The following is a 14,710-nucleotide window of genomic DNA, read 5'->3' on the forward strand; positions in this document are numbered from 1 at the left end:
GCCTTGAAATCGCGACTAAGACAATCTACAAATTTTTTTCGCGATAGATAACACTGAAAGCCTGTCTCACTTTTAATGAGATCGAATACTTGCATTCTCCCTGCCCGGCCGCACGGGTTCAAAAACTCAGAGTTCCCAGCCCGTGCGGTAATTGCGGCGGAGAAGGTCGTTCGCCTCGGGGACGTTGGTCACTTTCATGTTCGCGCTGTCCCACTCCAGCCGCCTGCCGGTGCGCAGGGCCACCGCGCCCAGGCAGACCATCTCGGCCAGGGCGGCCGCGTTCTCGAACCGTCCGGGTGAGGGCTCGCCGCCGCGGATGGCGCGCACCCAGTGCGCGACCCCGCTGACATGCGCCGGCGCGGCCGGGGCGTTGTCCTGGAAATCGCGCATGCGCGCGGCTGGCAGCAGGCGCGGACTGTTGCCCAGGAAATCACCCAGGATCAGGCCCTTGTCCCCCACGAACAGCATGCCGCTTTTCGGCATCTCCTCACCGTCGGCCAGCAGCTCATCCGGGGTGTGGGGACGCATCCCGCCGTCCCACCAATACAGGTCCAAGGCCGGGCGCTCGCCGCGCGCGGCGAAACGGAAACGCATGGTCGCCGCGGTGGGGAAAGCCACATCGTTGACGAGCACGTCGCTCACATGGTCCCGGATCTCGCAGGTGAAGCTTGGGGTGGCCTCCACGCTGACCGGCGCGTCGAGGGCGAACTCGCGGAACACCGGCCAGAGGCTGTAATGGCCCATGTCGCCCAGGATGCCGCTGCCGAAATCGTACCAGCCGCGGAACACGGCGTGGGTGTAGTTGGGGTGGTAGGGACGCTCCGTGCAGGGACCCAGCCAGAGGTCCCAGTCGAACCCGGCGGGCACGGGCGGAGCGCCGACGGGCTTACTCGTCCACTGCGGCCAGATCGGCTTGTCGATCCAGTTGTGCACCTGGCGCAGCGTGCCGATCGCCCCCGAGTCGATCCAGGCCCGGGCGCGGGCCACACCCTCGCCGCTGTTCCAGGCCAGAAGGTGGGTGGCGCAGCCCGTTTCGGCCGCGGTGCGGATACTCAGGCGCGCCTCCTGCATCACGTTGGAGATGGGCTTGTGGGTGGCCGCGGCCAAGCCCTTTTTCATGGCCGCCACGGCGATTGTGGCGTGAAGGTGGTCCGGGGTCATGATCTTGACCGCGTCCAGGCCTTTCTCCTTCTCCAGCAGCTCGCGGAAATCGGCGTAGACCGCACAGCCCTTGTATTTACCCGAGGGCTTGTTCTTTCCGTACCAAGTCTCCACCACCTCCCGCCCGGCTTCCCGTCCCGCCCGGATGCCCTGCTCGCCGCCCCAGGACTGGTCGCTCAGGAACTGGCGGATCTGGTCGCGCAGGCCGTGGCGGTCCCAGTCCACGTAATCCGTGCTGTCGCGGTTGGGGTCGCAGACCGCGGTCACCTGGATATCCTCCATTTCCAGCAACTGGGGCAGCTCGCGCAGCCCCTGGGTGCCCATGCCGATATAGGCCAGGTTGATCCGGTCGCTGGGCGCGACCCGTCCCGCGCGTCCCAGGACCTGCGACGGCACGATGCTGAAAGCCAGGCCGGCCCCGGCGGCCGCGCCCAGAAATCTGCGGCGGTTTATCCTCTTTCTGGACTGCATCGACTCCTCCACGGCTGTGGTGTATCAGTGCCTGTTGGTGAAAGTCATTCGGGTCGATCGGATTTGCGCTGAGTCAAGCTGTGTCCGGGACCGCGTCCGGGGGGCGGACCTCAGCCCGGGAGCCGGGACAGAACAATAAGCTGCCGTCGCCGGCTCTAAACCGAACCTGATAATGGTTGGAAATGATTTTCAGTTGGATGTGGAACCTGTGGGGTATTATACCGCATGCGAAGCAGGGTTTTCAAAGAAAAAATCATTCCAGCTCTCAAACCGTGCAGCCGGCGTCAGGCTCACCGGGGCACGAAGCCTCACCCGGCCCAGGCGAAAGGAAGCTCACCACCGCGCAACGTCAAGTCAGATAACGGGATACGACCTTGTATGGCGGCGTTTCCCGCACTCCGGTCCGCAGTCAGATATTGTCGAACCCGCCGTGGGCCTTGACCATGTTGAACAGGGTGATGGAGCTGTCGGAATCGATTTCGGTGAATTCCAGCCCCATTCCGGCCGGTTGCTCACTCGCGGCTTTCTGCGACCGGACGACCTGGAAAGAGGCGTTGACTTCCTCGCTCTGGCTCCCGAACTGCAGGTGGATAGTCAGCTTGCCGGTGACTCCCACCGGCAGGGGGGCCTCTGTTTCCACGAAGATTCCGCGCATGTTGATGTCGCGGGTCTCAAGGTAGGTCTGGCGGCTGTCTCCGGTTTCCAGAAACACCTGGATCGTGTAATCGACCCGCTTGAAACGTCTTTTGTCGCTCTGGGTGGTCATACGCCTTGGCTTTCTCCTTCCCTGGCCAGCAGGATTGGCCGCCCCGCGCCGGGCACAGGCACGCCGGTGCGTGGACGGTGAGGACATCAGCCCGAATGGCAACTGCCGCTGTTTAAATATCAGGCAGCGGCGGCCGGAAATCAACTGGAATCCGGCCGCATGGCAGTCAGACAGTTTCCGAATGGGGAAAATACGTGTATATTGTTCGCCGGAAAAACAGCTTTCCGGAGCGGATATACTTTCAGGGGGAAAAATGCTTAAAATTCTGAGTGAAAGGCCCTTACCCGACATTCCCTGGCAGGAGCGGCCCGCCGACTGCGCCGGCCCGTTGTGGCGCTTTAGCGGCAACCCGGTGCTGGAGCGCAATCCCATCGCCTGCGCCCCGCGTATCTACAACAGCGCGGTGGTGCCGTTCGAGGGCTCTTTCATCGGCGTTTTCCGGGCCGATCACCGCGATTTCATGCCGCACCTGCACCTGGGCCGCAGCCGGGATGGCTTTCACTGGCAGATCGACCCCGGGACGATAGATTTCCGTAACGCGGCGGGCGACCCCGTGCCCGAGAACTACTCCTACGACCCGCGCGTGGTGCTGATCGAGGACACCTATTACATAAGCTGGTGCACCGATTTCCACGGCCCCACGATCGGGCTGGCGAGCACGAAGGATTTCTGCTCGTTCACCCGCCTGGAGAACGCTTTCCTGCCCTTCAACCGCAACGGAGTGCTGTTCCCGCGGCGCGTCAACGGCAGCTACCTGCTGCTCAGCCGTCCGAGCGACCAGGGCCACACCCCGTTCGGCGATATCTTCCTGAGCCAGAGCCCCGACCTCTGCCACTGGGGCCGCCACCGTCACGTGATGGCCGCGGACGGCGGCTGGTGGGAGGACTCCAAGATCGGGGCCGGCCCGGCGCCCATCGAGACCGAGCTGGGCTGGCTGCTACTCTACCACGGGGTGGCCAACACCTGCAACGGGCTGGTCTACAGCGTGGGCGGGGCGATCCTGGACCGGGATGACCCCTCGCGCGTGCTCTGGCGCTGCAACGAATACCTTCTGACCCCCGAGACCATCTACGAGACGGTCGGGCTCGTGCCCAACGTGCTGTTCCCCTGCGCCGCGCTCTGCGACAGCGAGAGCGGACGGCTGGCCCTGTATTATGGGGCCGCGGACACGGTGACCGCCCTGGCTTTCGGCCGGGTGGACGAGATAGTGGAGTACATCCGCAGCCACGCGCGCTGAACCAAACAGGCTTGCCGCGGCTCAGCGCCCGGTGCGCGCCCTCACGCTCCCGACCAGGAACCCCGGTTCATCCGGCTGGAGTGCGCCCTGGAACTGCACGTAGCTGATCCCGTTGACCGAGGGCCGGACAAGCGGCAGCGCGGGTTCCAGCTCCGCGCCGTCCAGGCTGACCCGGCAGGAATCGGTGCGCGAATCGCTCCAGGCGAAACTCAGCTCGTGCCAACGCCCAGGGATGAGAAGGTTGCGGCCCTCCACCCGCCCGGCCCCGTCGAACGCCAGCGAGTACATGGCGTCATGCCAAGCCAGGCTGTCCGTGGGGTTGAACCAGCGGTCGATCAGGCTGATCCTCCCGCCGGAGCCGCCCGCATTCAGGTGGATACGGGTCGTGAAAGTGCCGCTCAGTCCGGCCGGGAAATTCCACACCGCCCCGTCCAGGTCGCAGACCAGGCGCGGGTCGCGCGGGTGGCGGATGGCAAGCGCGCGCTGCCCGGGACGGTCCGGGTGCGCGACCAGCGCCGGCCCGGGGTCGCGGTCCTCGGCGCAGTGGCCTCGGATGCCGTCCACGTACTTGAAAGTCGACCAGCCCTCCAGGCCCGCGGCGAAACTGTCCGCGCGCTCGCGCCCGTACAGCCAGGCCGGGTCGAAGATGAGCAGCGCCCGCACCAGGGGATGCTGTCCCAGGGCCAGCAGGACCTTGCCGCCCGGCAGTTCCACGGCCTGCGACTGGTGCACGCTCCGGTCGAGCGAGACCTCGATCCCGTCGCGGGTGGCAAAATCGGCCGCATTGCGCAGCGGGTCGAGGTACAATTCACGGAAACCCACCCAGTTCGCCCCGTCATCCTCCGAAATCGCCGCGTGGATCGCATCCCGGTTGGTGAACACATCCTCCCAGCGCCCGTCCCGTTGCTCCGGGCTGATACTCGTATCGGCCGAGCGGTCCTGCTCCGGCAGGGGTGTGGTGTTGCACCAGAACAGCAGCAGACGGCCATCCCGCAGACGGAAAAAGGTGGGCATGGTGCAGGTGGCGTAGAAACGCGAAGGGGCCGGAGCGCTCCAGCTCGCCCCGCAGTCGGTGGAGAACGACTCGTAGAGGTTGTCCATCGAGGTGCGCAACAGCATCCACAGACGGCCATCCGCCAGTTCGGTAACGGTGGGCTCGATGGCGTAGTTCTGCCAGCGGGGCTTCCGGTGAGGTGGCAGACCCTGATGCACCGGACCGGTCGGGACATCCACCGCCTGCCAGCTCCGGCCATCGTCATCCGAGTACAGCACACAACCCAGCAGTATCTCGCGCCCTTCGCTCACCTCGGTGCGTCCGGCAGTCACCAGCATCCGCTGACGGCTGCGCAGGAACAGCGGCTGGCGCAGCATGTCATAGCTGCCGTCGAGCACTTTCTCACGGCTGTAACGCCCGTCAACACCCTCCTCGCTGCGCAGCGCCCAGGTGCCACGCGCACCGCTTTCCAGGCGGACCCAGGCCCCGCTCCAGGGGCTCCGCGCCGGTGGCGGGCTGTTTTCGTTCGTGCCCGCCTCCGGGCTCAGTGTCACGCCGACAGTATCCCAGCTCAGGCCGTTGTCCCGGCTGAGGATATAATAATGCTCAGTGGGTGCTCTCTGCGGCCCCCGGAAACCGTAGTGCCTCAGCTCTCCGTCCGGCAGCCGCACCAGGCCCTGGAACGCGTTCTCCGGCGGCGTGCCCACACGCAACGGGGCGTAAATGCTGTCGAGCGCCATGGCGACGCCTCCCACCCTGGTCGGCTGTCCCTGCGCGCAGAACCCTGACAGAGCCCAGGACAGATAAAGACAGCCGGCAGTTCCAATAATTATCAACGTGCGCATCTTGTCACCTCCAGGAGCCTGAAAATAAAGGCGATGCAGGATCAAACCATGTTTCAGCCGTTGGGGCGGGCTTTCGACTGGCGCCGCAGAAAACCGAGGTTCAACCTTATTATCTCGCCCAGACCGGGCTTGCCGCCGACTTGAGCCAGACTTTCTTTATCCAGTATAACCAGCCGCGAGAACGCCGCGCCCAGGATCACCAGAGCGCAACCGGCCCAGGTGAGCGACGGCACCCGCAGGTCGAGCAGCCAGCCGGTCAGCAGGGTCGAGGCCACCGGGATGCCGTAGGCCAGTGCGTTCACCGTGCTGTGGTGGCCGCGCCGCTCGGCCCGGTCCCAGAGGAAATAGGCCAGGAAAGTCGGGCACAGGGCGACAAACAGCAGAAGGGCCACGGCCCGGACGTTCCAGACGGCATCGTGCGGTAGCAGGACCAGGTTCGGGCTGAGCAGGATGGCGGTGGCCAGGATAAACAGCGGCACCGCCCCGCTTCCGTCACCGCCGCCCCAGCGTCGGCTCAGGTTGTTGTAGAGTCCCCAGAGAATCGCCGCAGCCAGCGCCGGGATATAGGCCGCCCAGCCCCCACGCAGGGCCGCTGCCAACACACCGGCCGAAAGCGTCCCTCCCGCGCCCAGGGCCAGGGCCACCCCGAGGAGGGCCACCAGGCTCGCCGCCAGCAGGGCGGGCAGGCTGGTCCGCTGGCCGAGGATCGGCACGGAGAGCAGCAGCGAAAAAGCCGGCCAGAGGTAGTTGATAATCCCCACCACCAGCACCTGTTCTCGTCCGGCGGCCGCATCCAACGCCCGGTAAAAGCAGAGCACGTAAACGACAAAAAGCGCGCCGCAGCCCAGAAGGTAGCGCCTGGAACCGGACAGGACCGCTTTCCTGGCGCTGGGAGACAAGGCCAGGTAGGCCAGGCTCATCACCGCGGCCACGGCATGGATCAGGGCCACCGCGCCCAGGCCGCCGAACAGCTCGGTCAGGCGGCGGCCCGCGGCCACGGCGCTGCTCCAGAGCACCGCGGCGGCCAAGCCTCCCAAGGTGGCGCGAAGCTTCTCCTGTCCCGCAGGGGATACGTGCAATCGTTCTCCGTTTCGGCAGGCTGGTCCCCGGTCAGAGCCGTCGGGCCAAGCCGGATAAAGATAAAAGCCCTGCGGCAGACACCTGCCGAGGGCTTTTCAACGTTTATCTATGTTTCCATGATCCAGGCCCGGCATTTCGCTCGCACACGCTCCGGGCTGTGCATGTTTCACGCACTCAGGCTTTCCTGTTCCGCGCGATCAGGCCCGCTGCGACCTCCTGCCAACGGTGCAGCTCCGAGCCGAGCGCGCCGATCTCTTTCTTTTTGGACGCCACACGGTTGAGCTGGACCGAGAACGAGAAACCATCCGTGCGGATGAAATTCTCCCCGCGCAGACGGGTCAGCAATTGGGTGAAAGCGGCCGCGTTACGCACCGCATCCTGCATGCCGAGAGTGGGGAGGCAGGAGAGGCTGTCGTAGAAAAACAGGCGGTTCAGTTTCTCCACCGTGTACTCGTGCGGGAAACAGGCCAGCAGCCGCTTGAAATTCTCGTAGGTCTCCTCGTCGAAAAGCAGCGGCTGAAGCTGCGGCAGGCTGGACTGGCCGAGGACGTTTTTCTGCTCGTCCACGATTATCACTATCTTCAGGTCCGAGGTCAGGTTCTTGACATCACCCCAGATGCGGACGATGAACACGACCACCAGGCCGGAATAGGCGCTCACGAACACGGCGGTGGCAACGGTGGCAGGCACCTGGGCCACGCTGCCCAGAATCAGCTCGACTCCCAGGGCGCAGGGGTAGGCAAGCAGTCCGCCGATCAGGTTCAACCCGATCGACTGCCAGGGGCTAACTGCTGAGGAGGACATCTTTCTCATCCCTTCAAGCGACCGTGAAATATAAGATTTTTTCCGGTGCCTAAATATTATCAGAAAAAAGCCCGCTGTCAAAAAAATCTTTCAATGCTTACAAACGCAACGGCCAGAATGAGAAGCTGCATTCAGAAAGCCCGTCGGTCGCCGTCCCTCCAGCCTTCGCCGTGTTTCAGGCCAGGTGCTCGCGTGGCCCGCCGTCATCCACGTAGTCTGGGCACAGGTAGTGAAGGGTGAGCTGGTTGGCGCTGGGAGCCAGGCTTTCGTTCAGACGACGCTTCTCCTCCGCGCTCATGGGGGTGAAATCGAGCGCCAGGTCACAGGCCGTGTTCACGTGCACGGGGTCGTTCATGCCCAGCAGGATGCCGTGGACCGGCAGGCTAAGCCCGTAGCGGATCAGCTCCAGGGCCGGGGCTTTGTCGGTCTCGCCCCCCTTGCGTATCAGACGGCGCTGGCCGGTGATCTTGAAAGCGATCACCCCGATCCCCTGCTGGTTGGCCAGGGGCAGTGTCAGGTCCTCGAAGCTGGTGGGCGACTGCGGGTCGAACTCGAACAGGAACGGCACCTTGCTGGCGTTGGCCCCGGCCAGAACGACATCGAACTGAAAGCGCCGCAGCGCCTCGGCCAGAGCTGGAGGGTGGTTGTGGCTGGTCACCCCGATGTTGCGGACCACCCCCTGCTCTTTCAGCTTGACCAGGGTGTCGAGGCAACCCGAGCTGAACATGGTGTCCACATCTTCCATGGCCTTGAGCGCATGGACATGGGCGATGTCGAGGTAGTCGGTGCGCAGGCGCTTGAGCGACTCCTCCACATCCTTCATCACCTGGTCGTGGCCGTGCATTTTCTCGTACTTGGTGCTGTAATAGACCTCTTTGCGGTGCGTCTCGAGGGCCTCGCCGAAACAACCCTCGCTGTCCGGGCCGTAGTTGGCGCTGGAATCGAACAGGTTGACCCCGCGGCTGCGGGCCAGTTCGACCAGGGCCAGGCGCTGCTGGTAATCCTTGACCATACCCAGGGCGCTGCCGCCCCCCATGCCGAGGATCGAGACATCGAGCCCGGTGCGCCCGAGCGGGCGTCGCGGCAACAGACGCGGTGTTTTCCCGGCGCCCGGCCCCGAGCAGGCCAGGGTCGTGCCAAGCGCCGCCGCTCCCATGGCGCCAGTCAGGAACTCGCGCCGGGAAATCTGGGAGCCGGCCCGGCTTTCTTTGTCATCCATGCCTGTCATGTCCTTTCCGTGAGGCGAGCGGCCGTGTTCGGCCCGCTCAAGCGCACCGCAGCGCGCTGGGAACGGAATCGGGTTCCCGGCCCTATTTCAGCAGCACCATCTTGCGCGTCAGGTTGATTTCCCCGGCGCTCAGACGGTAGAAATACACTCCACTGGCCGCCGGTCTTCCCTCCCGGCCGAGGCCGTCCCAGAACACGCTGTGCGTGCCGGGCGCGCGTTCGGTGTCCACCAGCGTGCGTACAAGATGCCCGGCGCTGTCGAAAATGTCAATCCTCACCCGCACGGACGCCTGTCCCTCCGGCACGGTGTACGAGATCGTGGTGGCCGGGTTGAACGGGTTGGGGCTGTTCTGCGACAGGCTGAAAGCACGGGGCAGCGCTCCGGCGGGCGCGGCGCCGTAGAGGGCCAGGCTGTAGTCCACCGCTTCCTCGGCGCTCAGGCCGAGCCGGTCCCTGACAGATTCGAGCCAGGCAAGCTGCTCGGCGCTCAGGCCGGCGACACGGGCCTCCGGAACTCCGGCCAGCGCGGGGCCTGATTCGCGGCAGCCGCCCTTGCGTTCCAGGACCAGCAGCGTCAGGGCGTCTCCCAGACTCAGGCTGCCGTCGCCGTTGAAATCAAAGGCCGGGTCGAAAGAGTTGTCGCGTACGCGCAGCAGCAGCCGCACGAGGTCGCGCACTCCCGCCGTCCCGTCACCGTCCACGTCGCAGGCCGGACGGGTGTCGGTATCCGGCGTCCCGGAGTAGATCCAGTCGAAGGACAGCTTTTTCTGCGCGGCGGTTATCCCCACGGACGAGGAGGGATGCGTGCCGGCCTGGATCAGGTTGTTCCCCACGGCAAAAGAGGCCTTGGCCGAAGCATAGGTGTCGAAATTGATGCTCGTGGGCGCGCCGCGGCGGTCGACGCCACTTTTTTTGCTGTCATGGCAGGAGTTGCACTTGGATTTATAGACCGAATCATTGAGCGCCGGGAACAGTATCCTCCGTCCCGAGGGAAGGTCGAGGTTCACCCAGTCCTGGAACATGGCTTTCTGCTCGGCGCTGAGGGTGATGCCGGAGAAGCCCGGGGGCATGCCGCCCTCCTGGACCGCGCTGTTGGCCCGCACCGCCAGGCCGAGAAACAGCTCGTAGGTGTCGAAATTCGCGTCGGCCGGAGCGCCGTTGCGGTCGGAGCCGGACTTGCTCACGCTGTGGCAGCCCATGCAGGAGTGCTCCAGCACCTCGGCCTGAAGCTGCGGGAAAACAACTATCTCGCCCAGCGGCACTCCGGCATCGACCCAGGTCTGGAAAACGGCTTTGCGCGCCGCATCCAGCCCACCCGTGAGGGGCGGCATGGTTCCGGCCTGGACCCGCGTGTTGGCCCGGGTGGCGCTGACATAAGCCAGGGTGTAGGTGTCGAAATTGACTCCGGCCGGGGCGCCGTTACGCGAGTTGATCGGCTTGGCGCTGTCGTGGCAGTTCAGGCAACTGAAACTGAACACCTCGCGCATCATCAGGGCGTAACCGTTGCCGGTGATCTGGGCTTGCAGCGGAACTCCCAAACCCATGAGCAGACAGAGTGCGAGCGACGATGACAACGAAATCCGCTGAGACATGCTACGCTCCTGATTCCGATGTGAACATTCGATGGGGTGGGTGGCAGGCTGCATCCACTCTTGCTCTGGCATCGACTTTCGGCTGTTGTCCCGAATCGCCTGAGCATTCATTGTCAAACTTGTATAAAACTTTTACTATACCTCACAAGTTACAACCATTCGCCGAACTGGCAACCAATTTCAACATCTTTCTTGCCGCCGGACATGGGCATGCTTTATACTCAATCCCGGCCGGAGCGGGGAGGTTCCGTCCCACGCTCGCGGCCGATACGGATTGACGCTCTTCCTGTACCCGCGCCCACGCACGGCTCAGCCCACCCCCAGCCACAGGATGCCGCATGAGAACCGTCAGACTGATCGCCTCCGCCGCAGCCGTGATCCTTCTCGGCGCAACTGTCCCGCTCCTCAGCGCACAGGCCGCTTCCGCGCTCCAGTTGAGCGTGGACTGCGCCCAGCCCGCCGGGCGGATCGACCTGACCCCCTACTCGCTCGGTCAGGGCGGCCTGTCGCACGAGCCGATGTTCGATGCGCACCTGGCCGAGGTGACCGCCCTGCGGCCGAAAATGATCCGTCTGTTCGTGCAGGAGTATTTCCACCTGAACCCCGCGCCCGGGCAGTACCACTGGGAGACCCTGGACCGCAGTATCGAGAACATCCGGGCCACCGGGGCCGAGCCGCTCCTCAGCCTCTGCTTCAAGCCCGGGACGCTCTACCCGAAGGTCGACCCGGAAATCGTGCACCCCACCGATTACGCCGCCTGGGAGGCCCTGATCGAGGCTCTGGTCCGGCACTGCAACCAGGAGAAAGGCTACGGCATCCGCTACTGGGAGGTGGGCAACGAGGTGGACCAGAGCGAAGCGGGCGGCTGCCCATACCTGTTCAAGCCAGAGGATTACGAGGTCTACTACGCGCATAGCGCGGCGGCGGTCCGCCGCGCCGACCCGGAGGCCAAAGTGGGCGGGCCGGCCCTGGCCGGCCACCGCAGCGCCATCGGCGACAGCCTGATGGCCTTGTGCGGACGGGGCGAGGCCCCGCTGGATTTCTTCTCCTGGCACCTCTACAGCAACGAACCCAACGACCTTCTGCGCAGCATCCGGGACGTCAAGGGCCGTCTGGCCAAATACCCGGCGCTCGCCGCCACGGAGACGGTCATCGACGAGTGGAACATCCAGCTGATCGGAAACGAGCTGCATCCCGGCTTCCAGACCGCTTTCATCCTGCAGACCACGCTCGGCTTTTTCAGCGAGGGCCTCACCCGCTCCTGCTACTACCACATCCGGGACCACCGGGTCGTGCCCGAGGATTTCGACTGGATGACCCCGCAGGGCTACAAGTTCATGGCCGACTGGTGGAACGTGGAGATACAGAACAGCGGGCTGTTCGACAAGGAGGGCCGCCGGCGGCCCTCCTACTACGTGTTCGAAATGCTCAGGGACATGAGCGGTGAGCGCCTTCCCGTGGAGGGCCTTGCCGCGGGGATCAACGCTGTGGCCGCGCAGAAAGACGGTCAGACCGATATCCTGCTCTGGAATTTCCCGTTCCCGCAGGCAGGGGCGGAACAGAAAATCGACCTCAAGCTCAGCAACCCGCCGCAGGGACAGTTCTGCCTGCTGCGGCTGAACGCCCCGCGGAACTGCCTGGACACCCTGAGTACAGGCGCGGCCGCCGAGCTGAACGACAGGCCGCTCAGCCTCAGCCTTCCGCCTTGGGGCGTGGCATGGCTGAGACTTGTCACCGAATAAAAATGCGATTCTTACAGCTTCTGGGCCGGTTAAACGGTAATCAAGGGTCGGAGGTTCTATGCGTGGCCGGAATATGTATCTGCTCCCGCTGGTCCTGTTCGTCCTGTGGCTGCCTGCCGGCTGCGCGCGGCAGAATGCGCCGGCCTCCGGGCCCGAGTTGACCGGCATTCTGCCCGGTGCGTTCACCCCTCTGCCTCTGGGCAGTATACATCCGAGAGGCTGGCTGGAGCAGCAGTTGCGCATCCAGGCGGATGGACTGAGCGGGCATCTGGACGAGGTCTGGCCGGACGTGGCGCGCAGCGGCTGGATCGGCGGCGAATCCGAGGGCTGGGAACGCGGGCCGTACTGGCTGGATGGTGTCGTGCCGCTGGCCTGGCTGCTGGAGGATGCCCGCCTGAAAGAGAAAGCCGCGCTCTGGATGGATTACATCCTCAGCCACCAGCAGGCGGACGGCTGGCTGGGGCCGGTCCAGGACCCGAACCGGGAGAAGTACAAGTCCTACGACCCCTGGCCGGTGTACGTGTTCCTCAAGGCCCTTACCCAGTACTGCGAGGCCAGCGGGGATGAGCGCGCAGTCCCGGCCATGCAGAAATTCTTCACCAAGCTCGACACCCTGCTGGACAGTCAGCCCCTGTTCGAGTGGGGCCAGTACCGCTGGGCCGACCTGGTGCTCAGCCTGCACTGGCTGTACGACCGCACCGGCGACAGCACCCTGCTGGCCCTGGCGCAGAAAGTCCACGACCAGGGCTACGACTGGCGCGGCGAGTTCGAGAATTTCCCGTTCCCGCAGAAAATGCAGCGTAAGAACACGGTCATGAGTTCACATGGAGTGAATAACGCCATGGCGCTCAAGACCCCGGCGGTCTGGTTCCGCCAGTCGCGTCTGGCGGCGGACAGCCTGGCCCCGGCGCAGATGATCGCCGCGCTGGACCGCTACCACGGCCAGGTGACCGGCATGTTCACCTGCGATGAGCACCTGGCCGGCAAAAACCCCTCCCAGGGCACGGAGCTTTGCACTGTGGTCGAGTACATGTACTCACTGGAGAACATCATCCGGGTCCTGGGCGACCCGGCTTTCGGGGACCGTCTGGAGCTGATCGCGTTCAACGCCCTGCCGGCCACGTTCAAGCCCGACATGTGGGCCCACCAGTACGACCAGCAGGTGAACCAGGCGGTCTGCCAGGTCTCGGAGGACAACCTTTACGTGGACAACGGCCCGCGCTCCAACCTCTACGGCCTGGAGCCGAATTACGGTTGCTGCACGGCCAACCTCAGCCAGGGCTGGCCCAAGCTGGCCACCCACCTCTGGATGAAAACCGCCGGGGGCGGCCTGGCCGCGGTGGCCTACGCCCCCTGCGAGATGAACACCGAGCTGAACGGCGCTCCGGTGCGGATCAGACTGGAAACGGACTACCCGTTCGGGGAGGAGCTGACTTTCACGGTGGAGGCCCAGGACAAGACCGCGTTCCCGATCCTGCTGCGTATCCCGGCCTGGGCCGCGGGGCCCACGCTCAGTCTGGACGGCGAGGCGCTCCCGGCGCCCAACCCCCGGACATTCTGCCGTGTGGAGCGCAACTGGTCCGGCACGCACACGCTCAGCCTGCGCCTGCCCATGCCGCTGCGCATCCAGCGGCGCTACCATGACAGCATTTCCCTGCTCAAGGGCCCGCTGGTCCTGGCGCTCAAGATCGATGAACGCTGGGAGAAAGTCGCGGGCGAGCTGCCGCACGCCGACTGGGCGGTCTACCCGGAGAGCGCCTGGAACTACGCCCTGCAGGTGGACACTCTCGACCCGTCCGGCTCGATGAGCATGGAGAGCAGGCCGGTCGGCCGGATGCCGTTCTCGCCCGAGGGCGCGCCGCTGGTTGTGCATGTCAAGGGACGGCGCCTGAGCGGCTGGGGCCTGGAGCACAGCGCCGCCGGCGAGCTGCCGCAAAGCCCGGTCAGCTCGGAGGCGCCGCTGGAGGACCTGGAGCTTATCCCCTACGGCTCGACCGACCTCAGGATCGGGGAGTTCCCGCTGCTGCAGTAATGAATGACCCAACAGAAGAGCTGGAGGGTGTTAAAATGTAGGGGCGGGTTTGAAACCCGCCCCTACTCAGGATTTGGCTGTTTGACCCCGGCGAAAGCTCCGATGAATCCATCCCGATTGAATCAGCATAAGAAAAGCGGGCGGCAGGCTCGCTGAGTCTGCCGCCCGCTTGCGTTTTCCGGCTCAGCCGCCCGTGCGCTTGGCGGCCAGGCCGGCCTCGATGCGCGCGTTGTCGGGCATGAGCAGCACGGTGCGTATCTGCTTGGGCCCCATCTCGAATGCGAACCCCTCCACGGCCGAGCCGGGAAGCTTCTCCTGCGGCTTCTCGTCCAGATCGGCGGCAAAGGCGGCGCTCACTGGAAAGCGGGTTTTCAGACGGCCGGGGGTCTGGCTTTCCGACAGGCTGTAGAGGCGCACCACCCAACCCTCACCTGATTCGGCTTTCTTCCAGCAGGAGAGGTGGATGTCCCGGCCCTCGATCTCAATCTGCGGCTGCCCGGCAGTCAGAGGCAGAGTGCTGTAGCGGCTGTCCACGTAGCGCCGTTTGGCCGAGGGGGTCACGCTCAGCACGGGCGGGGCCACCTGCAGGACAAGCCGCCGTTCGAGACAGGCCGCGCGCACCGCTTCCGGTGCGCCGGTGGTCCATTCCAGGCGGCGGCTGATCCGCCGCAGGCACTGGCCCTCCTGGGCGTTCCAGTACTTGAGATCTATCCCGGCATTGACATGGTCCACGGCGCGCAGCACGGACCAGCCGAACTC

At 64.9% G+C, this 14,710-nt stretch carries 11 protein-coding genes; 3 read left to right on the forward strand and 8 right to left on the reverse strand.

Annotation, left to right across the window (positions count from 1 at the left end; translation table 11 throughout):
- Positions 1 to 126: 126 nt before the first annotated feature.
- Both LLH00_06770 and LLH00_06775 read right to left on the reverse strand, forming a co-directional pair.
- Positions 127 to 1,632 carry a Gfo/Idh/MocA family oxidoreductase gene (locus LLH00_06770; GenBank protein ID MCE5270972.1) on the reverse strand — a complete coding sequence of 502 codons (1,506 nt, stop codon included), beginning with the start codon at positions 1,630 to 1,632 and terminating at the stop codon, positions 127 to 129.
- A 409-nt stretch (positions 1,633 to 2,041) separates the two neighbouring features.
- A complete protein-coding gene (locus LLH00_06775) occupies positions 2,042 to 2,398 on the reverse strand; it encodes a PilZ domain-containing protein (protein MCE5270973.1) in 357 nt (118 codons plus the stop codon).
- 253 nt (positions 2,399 to 2,651) lie between these two features.
- Between LLH00_06775 and LLH00_06780 the strand changes: the two genes are divergently transcribed.
- A complete protein-coding gene (locus LLH00_06780; GenBank protein ID MCE5270974.1) occupies positions 2,652 to 3,635 on the forward strand; it encodes a glycoside hydrolase family 130 protein in 984 nt (327 codons plus the stop codon).
- Between the two features lie 21 nt (positions 3,636 to 3,656).
- Here LLH00_06780 and LLH00_06785 read toward each other — a convergent pair whose 3' ends face one another.
- From LLH00_06785 to LLH00_06805, 5 genes are all read right to left on the reverse strand, one after another.
- Positions 3,657 to 5,369 (reverse strand): exo-alpha-sialidase, encoded by a 1,713-nt coding sequence (locus LLH00_06785; GenBank protein ID MCE5270975.1) that lies wholly within the window; start codon positions 5,367 to 5,369, stop codon positions 3,657 to 3,659.
- Positions 5,370 to 5,527: 158 nt separating this feature from the next.
- Positions 5,528 to 6,553 carry an EamA family transporter gene (locus LLH00_06790; protein ID MCE5270976.1) on the reverse strand — a complete coding sequence of 342 codons (1,026 nt, stop codon included), beginning with the start codon at positions 6,551 to 6,553 and terminating at the stop codon, positions 5,528 to 5,530.
- Positions 6,554 to 6,728: 175 nt separating this feature from the next.
- Positions 6,729 to 7,358 (reverse strand): hypothetical protein, encoded by a 630-nt coding sequence (locus tag LLH00_06795; GenBank protein MCE5270977.1) that lies wholly within the window; start codon positions 7,356 to 7,358, stop codon positions 6,729 to 6,731.
- 175 nt (positions 7,359 to 7,533) lie between these two features.
- Positions 7,534 to 8,577 carry an aldo/keto reductase gene (locus LLH00_06800; GenBank protein MCE5270978.1) on the reverse strand — a complete coding sequence of 348 codons (1,044 nt, stop codon included), beginning with the start codon at positions 8,575 to 8,577 and terminating at the stop codon, positions 7,534 to 7,536.
- 91 nt (positions 8,578 to 8,668) lie between these two features.
- Entirely contained in the window at positions 8,669 to 10,177 is a 1,509-nt protein-coding gene (locus tag LLH00_06805) for a T9SS type A sorting domain-containing protein (protein MCE5270979.1), read from the reverse strand.
- A 338-nt stretch (positions 10,178 to 10,515) separates the two neighbouring features.
- On the opposite strand from LLH00_06805, the gene LLH00_06810 reads away from it, so the two are divergent.
- Positions 10,516 to 11,919: a hypothetical protein gene (locus LLH00_06810; GenBank protein ID MCE5270980.1), complete on the forward strand. Its 1,404-nt coding sequence runs from the start codon at positions 10,516 to 10,518 to the stop codon at positions 11,917 to 11,919.
- Positions 11,920 to 11,977: 58 nt separating this feature from the next.
- Entirely contained in the window at positions 11,978 to 13,951 is a 1,974-nt protein-coding gene (locus tag LLH00_06815) for a glycoside hydrolase family 127 protein (protein ID MCE5270981.1), read from the forward strand.
- Between the two features lie 183 nt (positions 13,952 to 14,134).
- Here LLH00_06815 and LLH00_06820 read toward each other — a convergent pair.
- Positions 14,135 to 14,710, reverse strand: a 576-nt coding sequence (locus LLH00_06820) for a glycosyl hydrolase-related protein (GenBank protein MCE5270982.1), incomplete at its 5' end; no start/stop codon positions are given.

This window comes from bacterium (genome assembly GCA_021372515.1).
Lineage (GTDB): Bacteria > Gemmatimonadota > Glassbacteria > GWA2-58-10 > GWA2-58-10 > JAJFUG01.